The organism is Streptomyces sp. NBC_00663 (assembly GCF_036226885.1).
Classification (GTDB): Bacteria; Actinomycetota; Actinomycetes; order Streptomycetales; family Streptomycetaceae; genus Streptomyces.
The window spans coordinates 9,673,256-9,689,610 of sequence record NZ_CP109027.1 but is presented as its reverse complement, the minus strand read 5'-3'; the positions used below and the strand labels follow the sequence as shown (position 1 = coordinate 9,689,610).

The following is a 16,355-nucleotide window of genomic DNA, read 5'->3' as shown; positions in this document are numbered from 1 at the left end:
TAAACTTAGGACACTAAAGGGACCGTATAACCGCACCACGAAGAGGTCAAGTCGGGCCGGGAGCGCACCCCGGAGGGCCAGGCGCAGCCCACCCGCCTGCAGGAAAAGGCGTCCCAGGCCACTTCGCTTGCCAGGCAGGCATCCTTTCCCATACGGTCCCATGTGACAGGACTAGCGTCCTAACTTATGGAGTTCATATGTCTGAAGCCGCTGTCAGCCCTGCTCCCCCACGCGCCGACGGGACCCCGCCCCCGCCCAACCCGTTCGCCGGCCTGCGTGACGTCGTGTCCGTCAAGGACAAATTGACGCAGGAGTACCACGACGCAGTCGTCGAGAAGGTCTTCCGTCCGTCCTGGTTCCTGGTCGGAAACGTCAACGACCTTCCTAAGGCGGGGAGTTACTACGTCCTGGACGTGCCCACCTTCAACATCTCTGTGCTGGTCCAGCGGGGCCGGGACGGGGAAGTGCGTGCGTTCCACAACGTGTGCCGCCACCGCGGCAAGAAGGTGATCCCCACGGACTGCGGTTTCGCCGAGGGAACGTCGTCCGCGCACACCTGCTGGCTCCACGGCTGGTCATACACCGGCGACGGGAAGCTGCGCTCGGTGCCGGACGAGAAGCAGTTCCGCTCCGTCCACAAGTCCCGCCTCGGACTGGTGCCGATCCGCGTGGAGGTCCGGTCGGGCCTCATCTACGCCAACTTCAGCGACAACCCCGAGCCGCTCGACGACTGGCTGGGGGAGCTCGCCGAGGGATTCGACGGCTACTACAGCGAGATGGAGAAGGTCAGCTGCTGGTCCATCGACGTCCGGGCCAACTGGAACGTCGCCATGGACGCCTTCTCGGAGGGGTACCACACCGTCTTCCTGCATCGGCGCACCCAGCCGAAGCTGGCCGGCAAGAGCAACCCGATGCGGCACAAGCCCGTCGTCGACGTGTACGACCGCCACATCCGCTCCAGCAACCCGTCCAATCCCGACTACGTCAGCCCGCCCGTCGAAGGTGCCCTGTACGACCTCGGGTACAAGCAGACCCCGGCGGTCGAGACCGACTTCTCCATGCTGCCGCCGGCGGTGAACCGCACCCGCCACCACCCCTGGTTCTTCGACATCGTGTGGCAGTTCCCCAACGTGGCCATCCTCAACGGCTCGCACTGGTACAGCACCGTTACGGTCTGGCCGATCGACCGCAACCACACGCGCGTCGTCTTCGACGTCTACGGCCGCAAGGCCCGGCACGCCGGCGACCGCCTGGCCCAGGCATACTCGCGTGCCCTGCAGTACACGGTGTCCCGGGAGGACCTGGCCGCCATGGAAGACGTGCAGAGCGGCCTCGAGTCGGGTGCCATCAGCGACATCTACCTCTCCCTGCAGGAGTTCGCGCTCCAGCACCGCTACGGACTCATCGACGAACTGATCGGAGACAAGTGATGGAGCTCTCCACGGAAGCCGGACTTCCCGAAGGATTTGCCGACCTGGAGCGCTTCCTGGAGCGGTGGCGCCTGCGCGACGCACAGGAGCGGATGGAGGCGATGGCCGCTGCCGACATCGAGGACCTGCGCGAGCTGAGCACCGCGATGCTCCCCCGTATCGAAGCGGTGGTGAACCATCTCAACGCCTTCCCCCTCGACGACATGCCCCCGCGGGAGCAGGCCCTCTTCGAGCTCGCCCTGACCTTCGCCGAGGTCACTCACCCGGTCGACCTCGGATGGGCCACCCCAGAGGTCAGCGACCTGTATCCGCTGGACGGGATGAACCTGGTCGGGCCCGCACGCGCCTGGTGATCCGGATGAACCATCGACCTCGTACAGAGACGGATCGCTCCATGACCGACCCCTTCGCCAAGCTGACACAAGTCGGCCCCGGCAGTCCGACCGGAGAGTTCTTCCGCCAGTTCTGGCTGCCGATAGCCCGGTCCTCCGAGTTCGAGGCCGATGGCGCCCCGATCCGCCTGATGGCGCTGGGCGAGCGCCTCGTCGGCTTCCGCGACAGCGGCGGCCGGATGGGCATCTTCGACCACCGCTGTCCGCACCGCTGCGCCTCCCTGTTCTTCGGCCGCAACGAGAACGGCGGGCTGCGCTGCTCCTACCACGGCTGGATGTTCGACGTGGAGGGCCGCGTCACCGACATTCCGAGCAGTGCGGGAGGACGCGTGCCCACCCGTGTGCGCGCCAAGGCCTACTCGGTGCAGGAACGCAACGGCCTCGTCTGGATCTACATGGGGTCACGCGAGACCCCGCCGCCGCTGCCCGTGATCGGCGTGGTCGCCGATGACGAGGAGCTGGAGATCCAGATGTGGCTGCGCGAGTGCAACTGGCTCCAGGGCATGGAGGGGGACATCGACGCGGCCCATCTCGCCTTCCTCCACCACGGCGGCCATGACCCCGAGGACGTCGGCGAGCACTTCGTCCTCAAGTGGGTCACCAGTGGCAGGGCCGTGGAGACCAAGGTCGTCAACACGGCCGGGGGCACCATGGAGGGCCACCGCAGGCCGGAGAGCTTCGCCCCCGACTACTGGCACTACACCCAGCAGCTGCTGCCGTCCTGGACCATCCCCGGCCAGAACCCCTTCGAGGTCGAAGAGCCCGTCGTGCGGTTCTGGCTGCCGATGGACGACACCCACTCCATGATCTTCCAGCTCAGCCGGCCCAGAGCGCTGATGGACGGCAGGTCGGCGTTCCACGCCGGCGTCGGGGAGCTGCCGGGTGTCAAGGTCCGCATGGCCGACCTGCTCCAGCCCAACAACGACCAGGAATGGTACGGCAGATGGCGGCTCACCCCGTCCGAGGAGAACAACTATTTCCTCGACCGGGACGCCCAGGCGAAGGGCAACTACACCGGCGTGCAAGGTATCCAGATCCAGGACAAGATGATCACTGAAAGCATGGGACCAGTCGTGGACCGAACCTACGAGCACCTGTCCGCCTCGGACTTGATGATCAGCCGGACACGGCGGCGCCTGATGAAGGCCGTCGACGCCTACGCAACAACCGGGGACCTCCCGGCCACCCTGGACGACACCGAACTCACCCGCGGCCTCATGGCCGGCGGCGGTCACGTCCCCGAGGGCACCGACTGGTTGCAGTACTACCGCGACGTGGCAGAGGCGGCGGGCGCCGATCCCCGGATCCTGGAGCGCGATCTCGTCGACGCGACCGAGGGGGTAGGGGCATGACCGCGAAACAGTACCCCGTCCTTCCCTTCGCCGCCCGCGAACTGCGCTGGCAACGCACACGTGACTTCATGCGGGACAAGGACCTCGACTGTCTGCTCGTCTTCGGCCTCAAGGGCCGCGAACGGTACGAGGGTTACCTCGCCAACGAGGTCCTCGACGGCGTCGTCGTCTTCTTCGCCGAACGCGACCCCGTTCACCTCACCTGGACCCACCACCGCTACACCCGCCGCCTGGCCGCGAACATGCGGGATGTGCGCTTCTGGATCGACGATGTACGCGTCGGTCCGTTCGGCCGCGGGGTGGTCCAGGCACTCACCGAAGAGGGACTGACGTCCAGTCGTGTCGGTGTGGTCGGCATGACCGGGAGCTCGGCGGGGGAAATGGAGGGCCTCATCACCCACATGATGTGGGACTACGTCCTCAACAACCTGCCCGAGGCCGACTTCGAGGACGTGTCCCTCGACTTCGCCCAGACGATGCTGCCCAAGACGCCGCAGGAACTGGAACTGGTCCGCTTCGCCGCCCAGGCGGCCGAGGAAGCCTGCCAGACCATGCTGGAGATGATCCGGCCCGGCGTGCGCGAGGCCGAGATCTACGCGGCAGCCGTGGAGGTCCTCCACCGCAACTCGTGCACCACCACCTACCCCCACGTCATCATGAGTGTCGGCGCGGACGACCCGGGTTGGGCGCCGCCCTACTGGACCTACGCCGGCGGCCCCTCCCGGACAGTCCAGCCCGGCGACCTGGTCCAGGCCGAGATCATGTCGTGCTACGGCGGGTTCGAGACTCAGGTCCAGATGTCCGTCGCGGTCGAGCCGGTACCGAAGGTGCTGCACACGCTCCACGACGTCGCCCGGGACTGCTACGACGCCGGCCTCAGGGCCCTGCGTCCGGGAGCCGCCTTCCTCGACGTCGCCCGGGCCATGAGCGAGCCCCTCCTGAAGGCCGGCCACTACAACATGACCCCCCTGGTGCACAGTCTCACTCCCGCGGCCTTCGCGGGGCACATCGCGCTGAACGCCGAACAGATCCCCGGCCAGGACAGCCGCCGTGTCTTCCGTACCGTCGAGCCGATCTCCGACCTGGAACTCGTCCCCGGCATGGCGTTCGCTTTCGAACCCAACGCCTGTACGGGACAGCACCGCGTCAACATCGGCGGCACCGTCGTCGTGGGCGAGAACGGACCGGACGAGCTCAACACCGTTCCCTGCCGCATGCATGTCGTGTCCTGACGGGACCGCGACCGGTTCCGCCCGCGGTACGCCCTGATATCACCACCACGCTCCTCACATTCCTGACGGCACTCGCCGCCCCTCACTCCAGGAGACACCGTGTCCGAGCAAAACCAGCCGATGACAGTGGGCGGCAAAGACGTCCACACCGTCGATACCTTCGGGGTGCACAACCCCGCCACCGGCCGGGTGTTCGCCCAGGCACCCGACTGCTCACCGGCCCAGCTGGACGACGCGGTGCAAGCCGCCGCCGACGCCTTCCCGCTCTGGCGCGACGACATCGACGCTCGCCGCAGCGCGCTGCTGGCCGCGGCCGCACGCATCGAGGAGAGCGCCGAAGAACTCGCCACCTTGCTCACGATGGAGCAGGGCAAGCCTGTGGCCGATGCCCGTTTCGAGGTCATGGTGACCGCGATGACCCTGCGGGGCACGGCCGCCCTCGACGTGCCCAGGGAGGTGATCCGGGACGACGACGAGGAGCGGATCGAGGTGCTGCACCAGCCCATGGGCGTGGTCGCGGCGATCACCCCGTGGAATGTCCCGCTGATCCAGGCCGCGATGAAATGCGCGCCGGCTCTGCTGGCGGGCAACACGGTGGTACTGAAACCGTCTCCTTTCACGCCGCTGTCCTCGCTCGCACTCGGAGTCGTTCTGCGTGACGTGCTGCCGCCGGGCGTGCTGAACGTCATCAGCGGCCGGGACCCGCTGGGTGCACGGCTCGCCGAACACCCCCTGGTCCGCAAGGTGACGTTCACGGGTTCGGTCGCCACCGGAAAGCACGTGGCGGCGTCGGCCGCGCCGGACCTCAAGCGCATCACCCTGGAGCTGGGCGGCAACGACGCGGGCATCCTCCTCGACGACGTCGACCTCGACGCCATGGCCGACAAGTTGTTCTGGGGCGCGTTCGTCAACTGCGGGCAGATCTGCATGGCGCTGAAACGTCTCTACGTACCACGCGCCCGGTACACCGAGGTGGTCGACGCCCTGGCGGACCGGGCACGGTCGGTCGAAGTGGGCGACGGCATGCTCGGCGTCCAGATGGGACCGCTCGCCACCGCGCCGCAGTTCGCCAGGGTCCAGGAGCTGGTGTCGGACGCGCTGGCCGGCGGTGCCACCGCGGTCGCCGGAGGCCGGCGCCTGGACGGTGACGGCTACTTCTTCGCGCCGACCATCCTGAGGGATGTCGAGGACGGGGTGCGCGTCGTCGACGAGGAACAGTTCGGGCCCGTTCTGCCGGTGATCCCGTACGACGACGTCGAAGAGGCGGTGGCCCGGGCCAACGGTACGCACTTCGGGCTCGACGGCTCGGTGTGGAGCGCGGACCCGGAGCGGGCCGCGACGGTGGGGGCCCGGCTGGAATGCGGGACCTCCTGGGTCAACACGCACGGCATGCCGGCACCGGGCGTGTCTTTCAGCGGGCACAAGTGGAGTGGCCTCGGCGTGGCCGGCGGACTGGCCGGCCTGCTGTCCTACACCGAGACCAAGGTGCTGCACGTCGTGCGCGGTTGATGAGCAGCCGATGTCTGCCAATCCCCTCGAAGTGCGGAGCCCTTCCTGTGCGACCAGTCCCACGGTGGGTCCGGCCCAGTACACGTTCCCGTAGTCGATCCGACTCTTGAACCCGCACATGCCCTGTAGGTGACGGGTGGTGCAGACAGCCGCTTCCGAAAACCGGCCGACGCCCGGGCGGAACACAGGGCCCAAGCGGCCGACCACCCGTCACCGAAGGAGTCTTCCCATGTCCACCACGCCTTCCTCCGCCACCCCTGCACCGGCGCGGTCCATACGCTCCGCGCCCAGCCGGGCCGCCGCCTCGGGATGGCTGATCGCGGGAACCGTGGCCGCGATCGTCGCCGACGCGCTGATCGCCCTGGTCTCCCGGGCGGCCGGAGCCTCCGACGACTTCGAGCCCCTTCAGCCCGGCCCGTACGTCACCTTCACTGTCCTGGGCGTCATCATCGGCGCAGTGGGATGGGCGGTGATCCGCCGGTGGACGGCCCGGCCGCGCACCCTGCTGTCCTGGCTGGTCCCCGCCATCGTGGTCATCTCCTTCGTCCCCGACCTGCTGATGCTCGTCAGCGACTACATTCCGCACGCCGATGCCGCCGGGATCATCGGACTGCTGCTCATGCACGTCGCGGTCGCCGCGTTGGCCGTCGCCGCCTACCACCGCGCCCTGCCCCTGAACGGCGACGCCCCGAAGCTGACGGCATGATGTCCTGCCTATCAGGACGTTCGCTGGTGGGGCGCGAGGGTCTCCGACGGCGCGCACTGCTCTTGCCATAACCCGCATGACTCGACGCCGCCGAATCACGGCCGACGCGCTCCCGGCATTCGGCAGAAGACATCCGCCCGCGAGATCCCCGCAACCGCGGCCCCGGTTCCATCCCGGGCGCTGGTCCCTTCCTTCCGTTCCCCATCTGGAGGCCGGCATGCCGTCCGACACCGTCACACCCCCTGTTGGCCGAAGTCTGGTTCCACTCGGACTGTTTCTCATGGCCGCACAGAGTTACCAGCTCGTCGCGTTCCCCAACTTCCTCGATTCCCTGCAGACCGAGCCCGGCTGGAACCTGTCACCGAGCACTGCGGGACTGATCGGGAGCACAGCCTGCCTGGGCGTTCTGGCAGGCGTCCACGCCGCAGTGGCGCTGGCCCGGCGCCTCGGGCTCCGGCAGGCGACGCTCGCCGCACTCCTGTGGCTCACGCTCTGGTCCGGGGCTTGCGCGCTCGCAACCGCCCCTTGGCAACTGGGACTTCTCAGCATGCTCGCCGGAATCGGCACAGGCGTCGCGTTTCCACTGACCCTGAGTCTCGTCAAGGACTCCGCCACCAGGATCGGGACCGCGCGCCAGAACGCCGCCCCCCAAGGCAGGCGCGCCCGCGCGGACGCAGCCACCCGAGCCAGGCGTTCACTCGCCATAGTTCCGCTGGGAATACCCATCGCGGGATTCGTCGCCCAGAACACGGCGGGCGCGCTGCCGGTCGATAACGCGTGGCGCCTGATCACGGCCATGGGAGCGGGCCTGGGAATCATCTCCGTTGCCCTGTGCCTGTGGCTGCTGCCGCGCGGCACCGACGTGTCCGTCCTGGACCCTGGCCAGGACGGACACCCCGAGCCGGGCCGGCGGGTCATCGTGTGGACGGGCGCCCTCGTGATCGGAACGAACCTGATCGCCTGGTCAGGCCTCACGGGACTCGCCTCCGTCGACCTGCGCTTCAACGCCGCGCTGAGCGCGGGCGCGGTTGTGGCGATCTTCGTCGTGGCGTGTACGGCGATCCATAGGAACGAGAGGTCCACCTCCCGCTCGGGGACCGCCCGGGCCACCATGGCTTTCATCCTGCTCTATCCGCCGGTCACGGTACTGACCGCGGCTGTGGTGCTGAGCCTTCTCGCGGGCCAGCCCCTCTCCTTCGTCATGCCGCTGATCGGTGTGTGGATCGCCGACGGCTACCTTCGGTCGCTGACGCTCTGCGCGGCACCGCGCGTGCTCGACGGCCGTCCCCACCCCACCCTTCAGGAGCGCGTCGGCACCATCACGGACGCCGGGCACATCACCCCGCTGCCACCACCGTTTCACCCGGGCCCGAAATGTGACGGCGAGTTCACGACACAACCCCGTCCGAACCTGCCGTAGTTGATGGAGATGCCCGCGCCGTGCCGCGCGGCCAGAGCGAGATCCGTCTTGTGTGTTCAGCCCACGAGATCCGGCGGCACTGCGGACGCCCGACAAGATTCCGCCCAACGACCGACCTGTACGACTCTGTCCTGACCGACCGCCGCCAAGGCCGGTGTCGCGCATACGTGGCCCCAGCATGCCTCGACGGCCCTGCACTGACCGCGCGGGAACCCGGCGCACATCTCCATCTGTCGCTGCCCAACGACCCGGCGGATTCGAGTGTGTCGACACGAGCACGCGGGTGCCCCACAGCCGCACGCCCTCCTGGCCCTCTTGCGCGGCAGCACCGTAGCCGGTCGGCCCCAGTCACTCAACAGGTCGCTCATCCGGTTCAGAGACGAGAACGTGCCGATCGTCGTACGGTCCTGATCCCCTCATTGTCCGCCAGGACGTGGGCATGCCCGAACGCAACAGGTGGAGCAAAAGGCCGAGCCGCCGACCATCAATGCCCTTCACGCGAGACGCCGTTGTCCCGCGCGGCAGTCGCCTACTGGGCGAGTGACACCTGACGCTGCACACAGGGAAGCCCCCGCACAGGACGGTGGCAAAGCCGGAATCAAGATCATCGGTCGGGCTGTCGCGATGCGCCGCGCCCTCGCCGGCGAGCGGGAGGGGCAGCCTCTCCCAGCTCGCTGAACGCACCGGGCTCCCTCGCTCGACGATTCACCGGCAACACCTCCACCATCACGCGACGTGCCGCCCTTATGGAGGAACTCGCGCAGGTTCGGCGGACAGGCATGGCCCTCGATCTGGAGGAGAGCACTCCCGGCGTGTGTGCCATCGCCATCGCCGTCCAGGACACCGCTTTCATGGTCGCGAGCAAGACATCGTCGCTGCACTCGACACAGCGCGGGAGCAGGTCTCGTCGGTGCCGTCCGAAACGCCGCCGGACTCCGACACATACGACGCACCTCATCCCTCATGACTGCGAACAGCGCCTGCCGACCCAGCAGCCACAAGCCGTCACAGCGATCCGCGCCTGGGGCAACTCGCGGGCTCCCGCGGCTCGCCGACGTCGAGCGACCGCACATTCGACAACGCGGGCGCGTGGGCGCCCGGGCGGCCCGGGTGGTTCAGGGCGATGGGTCGGGCGAGCGGCTCGCCGGTGCGGACCGCGTCGCTGGCGGGCCGGGGACGTACGGCAAGGGGCTGGTGCGCAGCCGGGCCGCGTGCGGGGCGGAACTCGGCAGAGACCTCCGCATCCAGCAGCCTGGCAATAAGCCTGGCGGTGCGCTCGGTGCTCATCTGCCCTCCGCGGCCGGCAGCGTCGCCAAGGCTCAGAGGTTCGGCCCCCAGCAGGTCGGACCACTGATCCCCGGTGGCGCGTCCGCGCAGGTCACCGCCCCTCATCGGCAGCCGCGCCGGACCAGACGCACCTCGAACCGCCTTCTTCTCCAGCCCGTCCGACGACGGCGGCCTGCTGCTGGTGAAGTCCATCCCCAACCGACGCTTCAACTCGGCGTGACGCGGCCAGGTGCAGCGGTAAGCCGCTTCACCCGGGGACCGGTCCCCGGGTGAAGCGGCTTACTGACGATCAGCAAGTGGCGTGCGGTGGGGTCACTGCCGGCGGTTCGCCGACGGAGCAGACAACCTGAGGAACGGACCTGACCGTCGCCGGCGCATCTCCACGCACATCGGTGACAACCCTCAACGCGCCCTCGACACGTCCTCGTCGTCCGGCCCGCTGGTCCCGGCAAGCAGCACGTCGTACGCCAGCGGCTCCTCGCCCACCTCCAAGGTGGCGGCCCGCGGTTGATGGCCGTCGGCCGCCGCGGTCAGGACGTACGAGCCGGAGCCCGGCGTCGGCATCGAGTACCAGCCGTCGGACCGGGTGACGGTCCGGCCGAGCTGACGCCCGGTCTGGGAGATCAGTGTCAGCGTGGCGCCGTCGACGCCCGTGCCCTCCGCGTCGCGCACCTGACCGTCGATGGACGGCCCGCTCGTCGCGGGAACCGGGGCGGGCGCGCCCTCGGCGGAGGCGTACGCCGCCTGCGGCTCGGCCTCCGTCGACTTCCGCAGGGCACCGGAGCCCACCAGCACCGGCTGCCGTTCCGACTGCGGGTCCGTGGACGGGGCCTGCGTGTTCCCGCTCCGGTGCTGGTCCTGTGCGCGGAGCCGCTCGCCCTCGACGTCCACATTGGGCAGGGCGCGGTCCAGCCACTTGGGGAGCCACCAGGCGCTCTTCCCGAGCAGCGCGAGAACGGCGGGGACAATAGCCATGCGGACGATGAACGCGTCGAAGAAGACCGCGGACGCCAGCCCGAGGCCCATCATTTTGATCATGGACTCGCTGGAGCTGATGAAGCCGGCGAAGACGGCCATCATGATGATCGCGGCGGCCGTGACCACGCGCGCGCTGTGCTTGAAGCCGGTCACCACCGCCTGCTTGGGCTTCTCACCGTGGACGTAGGCCTCACGCATCCGGGTCACGAGGAACACCTCGTAGTCCATCGCCAGGCCGAAGATCACGCCGATCATGAAGATCGGCACCAGCGACATGATCGGGCCGGATTCCTCGACACCGAGCAGACCGGCCAGCCAGCCCCACTGGAAGACCGCGACCACGGCGCCCAGCGCCGCCAGCACCGACAGCAGGAAACCGAGGGCCGCCTTCAGCGGGACGAGGATCGAGCGGAAGACGACCATCAGGAGCAGGAAGGCGAGGCCGACCACCAGCGCCAGGTAGGGGATCAGCGCGTTGGTCAGTTTCTGCGAGAAGTCGATGTTCATCGCGGTCGTGCCGGTGACCAGCACCCGGGCGTCCGTGTCGGCCTTGATGCCGTCGGCCTTGTCACGGATGGCGTGCACCAGATCCTCGGTCTGCGTCGAGGACGGCTTGGAGTCCGGGATCACGGTGATCGTCGCCGTGTCGCCGGCCTTGTTGAACTGCGCGGGGGTGACCGTCGCGACGTCCTTCAGGCCCTCGATCTCGTCGGTCACCGTGCCGGCGGCCGCCTTCGGTTCACTGCTTTCCTTCGTGTCGACGACGATCATCAGCGGGCCGTTGAAGCCGGGGCCGAAGCCTTCCGAGAGAAGGTCGTAGGCCTTTCGCTGCGTCGTGGACTCCGGCTTCGTGCTGTCGTCGCCGAGCCCGAGTTGCAGCTGGGTCACCGGGATGGCCATGACCCCCAGAGCGACCACGCCCAGCACCAGGACGGCGACGGGACGGCGGACGACGAAGCTTCCCCAACGGGTGCCCATGTTGGGCTTGCCCTCGGTGTTCTGCCGCGCCTTCCTGCCGACGGACCGCTTGCTCTTCTTGCCTGCCGGCTGGAGCCTCCGGCCCACGTAGCCAATCATCGCCGGGGTCATCGTGAGGGCGATCAGCACCGCGAGCACGACCGTGCACGCAGCCGCGATACCCATCTTGGTCAGCACCGGGACGTCGACGACCGAGAGGCCGACGAGTGCGATCACGACCGTGAGTCCGGCGAAGACCACCGCCGAGCCCGCCGTACCCGTGGCCCGTCCGACCGCGTCCTCGCGTTCGCGGCCCTCGGCCAATTCACCCCGGTAGCGGGAGAGGATGAACAGGGCGTAGTCGATACCGACGGCGAGGCCGATCATCATGGCCAGGATGGAGGTGGTGTCGCCGAGGTCGAGCGCGTTGGCGAGGGCCGTGATGCCCGCGACTCCGATACCCACGCCGATGAGGGCGGTCAGCAGCGGCAGTCCGGCCGCGACGAGCGAGCCCAGGGTGACGACGAGGACGACCGCGGCGACGGCGACACCGATGACCTCTCCGATACCGGTCGCCGGCGACTCGTCGAGCACGTCACCGCCGATCTCGACGGTCACCCCGGAGTGCCGGGACTCCTCCACCGTCTTCTCCAGGAAGTCCTTGGTGGAGTCCTTCAGTTCCTTGGCCGGGGCGGTGTACTTCACCTGCGCGTAGGCGATCGTCCCGTCCTTGCTCACCGCGTTGTGCTGGGTGAACGGGTCGGTGACGGAATCGACCTCGGGCCCCTTGCCGAGGTCCTTGACGGTCTGCTCGACGAGGGCCTTGTTGTCGGCGTCCGTCATCTTCTCGCCCGCGGGAGCCTTGAAGACGACGTTCGCGTTCCCTCCGTCGGCGCTCGATCCGGGCGAACGCTGCGCCAGCAGGTCGTAGGCCTTCTGGGACTCGATGCCGGGGATCGAGAAGGACGATGAGCCTGCGGCGGGCGCGTTGAAGGCCGCGACGCAGGCGGCGGCCAGCAGGGCGGCCCAGAACAGGGCGATGTAGTGCCGTCGCCTGAAGGCGAATCGGCCGAGTTTGTACAGAAAGGTAGCCACAGGACGTGCTCCGGGTCAGTCGTGGACGGTTCAGGGCAACGGGCGGGCCCGACGACGATGGGGGCCCTCACCTGCCCTGGAGGCTGGGGGAGGTTGCGCCAAGTACGGCTGGAGAGCGGCTTACTGCCGGGGACCGGAAGGAGAGGAGAGCCGGACGCCGAGGGCGGGGAGCAGCACGGCGTGGGCATACTCAGCCGGGAACGCCCGCGTCGGCGGGCGATCGTCGATCAGAGTGCGGGCGAAGTAGCCGCCGTTGAGCATCTGCGCCACACAATCCGACGCAGGCTTGTCCGCACGGTCTCGCCTCGGTCGACGGCACGCTGTGCCACCCGGTGGCTCAGGTTGTCGACGACCGTCTTGTCGCCGTACCGCTTCGTCAGCTCACGCGCTTCGAACAATGGAGTGGGCCTTTCCTGCCTGGGACGTGGACTCGGCGCGGATGCCCCGCGGCGGTGTTCTTCGAAGCTAGGAGCGCACCAGGCCAAAACCCTGGGACCGGAGGGGAATCTTCGGTGCCCAAGTGGTACTGCGGTACCACTCGGCCGACCGCACCGAGGTGTCTCGGCCTCACCGACCAGGCGTCCGCGCGGGCGGGTCACGATCGCTTGCGGACGTTTGCCTTCGCCACCCGAGCCCGCTCCGAAAGCAGGGGCGCAGGAGACGCAAGGTCCGGAACATGCACTCTCCCGGTCCGCACCCCTCCACGGCATCAGCGACACACACCTGGCGCGCCCCACAGTCAACGGTTGACGTCCCGCTCAGCACCCACCTATTGTCCTGTAAAACAAAACTCTGATCCTGAAAAAGGAGACACACCATGGCGATTACTGGTCTCGGCCACACCGGTTTCTGGGTGCACGACCTCGACGCCATGCGCGACTTCTACACGCGGGTCCTGGGCCTGACCGTGACCGACGAGGACGAGGAACTGGGCATCGTCTTCCTCTCCTCCCGCCCTGAGCAGGAGCACCACGAGTTCGTCCTGCAGCGCGGGCGGACAGCCCACGACGGCGCCAAGCTCACGCATCAGGTGTCGTGGCGAGTGGACTCCCTGGAGTCGGTCATCGACTTCCACCACCGGTTCCGCGCCGAGGGCATCGAGGTGCAGCAGGAAGTCACCCACGGCAACGCGATCGGTATCTACTTCTTCGACCCCGAGGGCAACCGCAACGAGGTGTATCTGCGGGTGGAGCGCGACGTGCGGCAGCCGTTCCGCAAGACCCTCGACCTCGACCAGGAGCCCGCCGACGTGATGGCCGACGTGGAGCGGCTGCTGACCGAGGGCGGCCCGGCGTACCAGCCGGTCCAGTAGCCCACCGCACCCTCACACGCAGCCGATCGATGGAGTCCCGCCCATGAGCAATCCCCAGACACCGCAACCGGAACCGGAACGAAGATTCGCTTCGGCCACCTCGGTGCAAGCCGACGTACTCGTGGTCGGCGCCGGTCCGACGGGGCTCACGGCCGTCCATCTGCTCGGCTCGCTCGGCATACGCGTCCTGCTCGTCGAGCGCAATCCGACAACGAGCAACGACGCCAAGGCGATCAGCCTGGACGACGAGTCGCTGCGCACGCTCCAAGCAGCCGGCATCGACGGGGCGGTGTACCCGATCATCGTGCCCGGCACGGGAACGAAGTACTTCGGCGTCGGCAACCGACCCCTCGTGCACGCCCGCGGCCTCGGCGACCAGCGGTTCGGGCACCCGTTCAAGAACCCCTTCGCCCAACCCGACCTGGAGCGGGTGCTGGTTGAGGAACTGCACGGCCGCCCCGACGTCGAAACCCGTTTCGGCACCCGGCTGTTCTCGCTGGAACAGCACTCCGACCGGGTACGGGTCGGAATCGGACCGAGCGAGGGCACGGGACCGGTCGAGCACTTCGACGTCTCGTACGTCCTCGGCTGCGACGGCGGACGCAGCACCGTCCGTGAGCTGCTGTCCATCCCCATGCGGGGGCGCAGCTTTCCCGACGTGTGGCTGGTCGCCGACACGGTGGGAGATCCCCACGACCAGCGCTACGGCATGCATTTGGGCGACCCCGGCCGCCCCACGGTCGTCGTGCCGGGCCGCGACGGCCGGTGCCGCTACGAGTTCCTGCTGCACCCCGGGGAGGGTCTGCCCGGCGATCCCCCACCGTTCGAACTGGTACGCGACCTGTTGCGGCCGTACCGCGAGATCACCCCGGACCAGGTCGAGCGCGCCGTGTCGTACACGTTCCACGCCCTGCTGGCCGACCGCCTGCGCGACGGACGCTGCTTCCTTCTGGGCGACGCCGCCCACATGATGCCGCCTTTCGCGGGCCAGGGACTCAACTCCGGTGTACGAGACGCGGCCAACCTCTGCTGGAAGCTCGCCGACGTCCTGGCCGGACGGGCGGGAGACACCCTGCTCGACACCTATGACACCGAACGCCGCCCACATGCCCAGGCCGTCATCGACCTCTCGGTCCGGCTCGGCCGCATCGTCATGACGACGAGCCGCAGCCGGGCGCGGCTGCGCGATCTGCTGGTGCGCACCGCCATGCACACCCCGCAGGGGCGCCGGTACCTCACCGAGATGCGCTACCGGCCGAACACCCGCGTTCGTTCGGGCGCCGTCGTCCCCTTCGACGGCAACAACAGGTCGCCGGTGGGCACAGCTCTTCCGCAGCCACGCGTCCTGCACGGCCCGCGCCTTCAGGTCACCCGGCTCGACCATGTGCTCGGCCGTGGCTGGAGCCTGCTGGGCGTGGGCGTCACCGACACCGACTGGAACACCGCCGTACACGCCGGTCTGCCCGCGGGCAAGCGGGTATCCGTCGTCCTCGGCGACCGCTACCCGCGCGACCGCCCGGGGCGCACCGCCGTGGCCGACGCCGACGGCCGACTCCAGGCCCTGTTCGGCGGGCTCAAAGGACACTTCGTGCTGGTACGCCCCGACCGGCTGATCGCGGCCGTCTTCCGACCCGACCAAGCAGAGCGTGTCTCGCACAGCCTGCGTCGCTTCGCGCCCGGTCCGGGGCGCGATGTCCCCGTTCCCGTGCCAGACGGCCCGGCGCAGATCGATCACGAGGCCGTCCTGCCGCGGCCCGCACCGACCGCGCACCCCGTCACCAAGAGCGCTTCCAAGACACAAGGAGGGCCCCGATGAGGCTCAGCACCGTCCGGCTGCACGACGAGCGCGGCACAGCCGCTGCGCGCCAGGAAGGGGACGAGCTCATTCTGCTGCCCTACTCCGACGTCGGCGAACTGCTGTCGAGCGGCGACGACTGGCCTGAACGCGCGGCCGCCGAGGACGGCGACCGTATCTCCCTGTCGTCCGCGTCCCTCGCTCCCGTCGTCCCTCACCCGAACAAGGTCGTGTGTCTGGGCCTCAACTACGCCACACACATCCAGGAGATGGGCCGCGCGACCCCGGCCCATCCGACCCTGTTCGCCAAGTACGACGGCTCTCTCGTCGGAGCCTACGACGACGTGCACATCCCGCCGGTGAGCGATGACCTGGACTGGGAGGCCGAGCTCGGTGTGGTGATCGGACACCGCGCGCGGCACGTGTCGCCGGACCGGGCGCTGTCACATGTCGCGGGCTACACCGTCCTCAACGACGTCACCGTCCGGGACTGGCAGCATCGCACCCGTGAGTTCCTGTCCGGCAAGACCTTCGAGGCCACCACCCCGGTGGGACCCTCGCTCGTCACACCGGACGAACTGCCGCGCGGTGCGGCCGGGCTGACGATCAGCTGCCTTGTGGACGGCATCACGATGCAGAAGTCCAACACGGCGGACCTGCTCTTCGACGTCGCCGCGATCATCGCGTACGTCAGCACCATCATCACGCTGCTGCCGGGCGACCTGATCGCCACGGGTACGCCGGGAGGCGTGGGTGCCGGCCGCGATCCCAAGGTCTTTCTCCGGCCGGGGCAGGAACTCGTCACGGTCGTCGAGGGGATCGGCGAACTGCGCAATACAGTCGTCAAGGACCGATGGTGACGCCTGGTGCCCATGACACCCCGACACCCG

12 protein-coding genes and 1 pseudogene are annotated in these 16,355 nt (G+C 68.6%); 12 read left to right on the top strand and 1 reads right to left on the bottom strand.

What is annotated here, in order from left to right; all coding sequences use genetic code 11:
• Positions 1 to 197 precede the first annotated feature (197 nt).
• The 9 genes and pseudogenes from OG866_RS43750 to OG866_RS45325 all read left to right on the top strand — a co-directional run bounded on the left by OG866_RS43750 (position 198) and on the right by OG866_RS45325 (position 9,303).
• Entirely contained in the window at positions 198 to 1,430 is a 1,233-nt protein-coding gene (locus tag OG866_RS43750) for an aromatic ring-hydroxylating oxygenase subunit alpha (RefSeq protein WP_329343597.1), read from the top strand.
• Entirely contained in the window at positions 1,430 to 1,783 is a 354-nt protein-coding gene (locus OG866_RS43745) for a hypothetical protein (RefSeq protein ID WP_329343595.1), read from the top strand. The genes OG866_RS43750 and OG866_RS43745 overlap by 1 nt, the downstream gene beginning before the upstream one ends.
• A 41-nt stretch (positions 1,784 to 1,824) precedes the next feature.
• Positions 1,825 to 3,174 (top strand): Rieske 2Fe-2S domain-containing protein, encoded by a 1,350-nt coding sequence (locus OG866_RS43740; protein WP_329343593.1) that lies wholly within the window; start codon positions 1,825 to 1,827, stop codon positions 3,172 to 3,174.
• On the top strand, positions 3,171 to 4,406 hold the full coding sequence (locus OG866_RS43735) for a M24 family metallopeptidase (RefSeq protein WP_329343591.1): 1,236 nt from the start codon (positions 3,171 to 3,173) through the stop codon (positions 4,404 to 4,406). Before OG866_RS43740 ends, OG866_RS43735 begins: the two co-directional genes overlap by 4 nt.
• A 99-nt stretch (positions 4,407 to 4,505) precedes the next feature.
• Positions 4,506 to 5,915 (top strand): aldehyde dehydrogenase family protein, encoded by a 1,410-nt coding sequence (locus OG866_RS43730; protein WP_329343589.1) that lies wholly within the window; start codon positions 4,506 to 4,508, stop codon positions 5,913 to 5,915.
• Positions 5,916 to 6,144: 229 nt separating this feature from the next.
• A complete protein-coding gene (locus OG866_RS43725) occupies positions 6,145 to 6,621 on the top strand; it encodes a DUF6069 family protein (protein WP_329343587.1) in 477 nt (158 codons plus the stop codon).
• 217 nt (positions 6,622 to 6,838) lie between these two features.
• On the top strand, positions 6,839 to 8,041 hold the full coding sequence (locus OG866_RS43720) for an MFS transporter (protein ID WP_329343585.1): 1,203 nt from the start codon (positions 6,839 to 6,841) through the stop codon (positions 8,039 to 8,041).
• Positions 8,042 to 8,624: 583 nt separating this feature from the next.
• Positions 8,625 to 8,750: pseudogene (locus OG866_RS45330) on the top strand (helix-turn-helix domain-containing protein); the annotation flags it as partial.
• Positions 8,716 to 9,303: an IclR family transcriptional regulator domain-containing protein gene (locus OG866_RS45325; protein WP_443063681.1), complete on the top strand. Its 588-nt coding sequence runs from the start codon at positions 8,716 to 8,718 to the stop codon at positions 9,301 to 9,303. The pseudogene OG866_RS45330 and the gene OG866_RS45325, both read left to right, overlap by 35 nt.
• A 427-nt stretch (positions 9,304 to 9,730) precedes the next feature.
• Here the strand turns inward: OG866_RS45325 and OG866_RS43710 are convergent, their stop codons facing one another.
• Complete coding sequence (locus tag OG866_RS43710) at positions 9,731 to 12,358, bottom strand: MMPL family transporter (RefSeq protein WP_443063627.1); 2,628 nt, start codon at positions 12,356 to 12,358, stop codon at positions 9,731 to 9,733.
• Positions 12,359 to 13,175: 817 nt separating this feature from the next.
• Between OG866_RS43710 and OG866_RS43705 the strand changes: the two genes are divergently transcribed.
• Genes OG866_RS43705 through OG866_RS43695 form a run of 3 tightly spaced genes read left to right on the top strand, consistent with a single transcriptional unit; the run spans position 13,176 to position 16,325 of the window.
• Positions 13,176 to 13,670 (top strand): VOC family protein, encoded by a 495-nt coding sequence (locus OG866_RS43705; protein WP_329343583.1) that lies wholly within the window; start codon positions 13,176 to 13,178, stop codon positions 13,668 to 13,670.
• Between the two features lie 43 nt (positions 13,671 to 13,713).
• Complete coding sequence (locus OG866_RS43700; RefSeq protein WP_329343581.1) at positions 13,714 to 15,486, top strand: FAD-dependent monooxygenase; 1,773 nt, start codon at positions 13,714 to 13,716, stop codon at positions 15,484 to 15,486.
• The gene (locus OG866_RS43695; RefSeq protein WP_329343579.1) at positions 15,483 to 16,325 is read left to right on the top strand and encodes a fumarylacetoacetate hydrolase family protein; all 843 of its coding nucleotides are present in this window, start codon (positions 15,483 to 15,485) and stop codon (positions 16,323 to 16,325) included. Before OG866_RS43700 ends, OG866_RS43695 begins: the two co-directional genes overlap by 4 nt.
• Positions 16,326 to 16,355 lie beyond the last annotated feature (30 nt).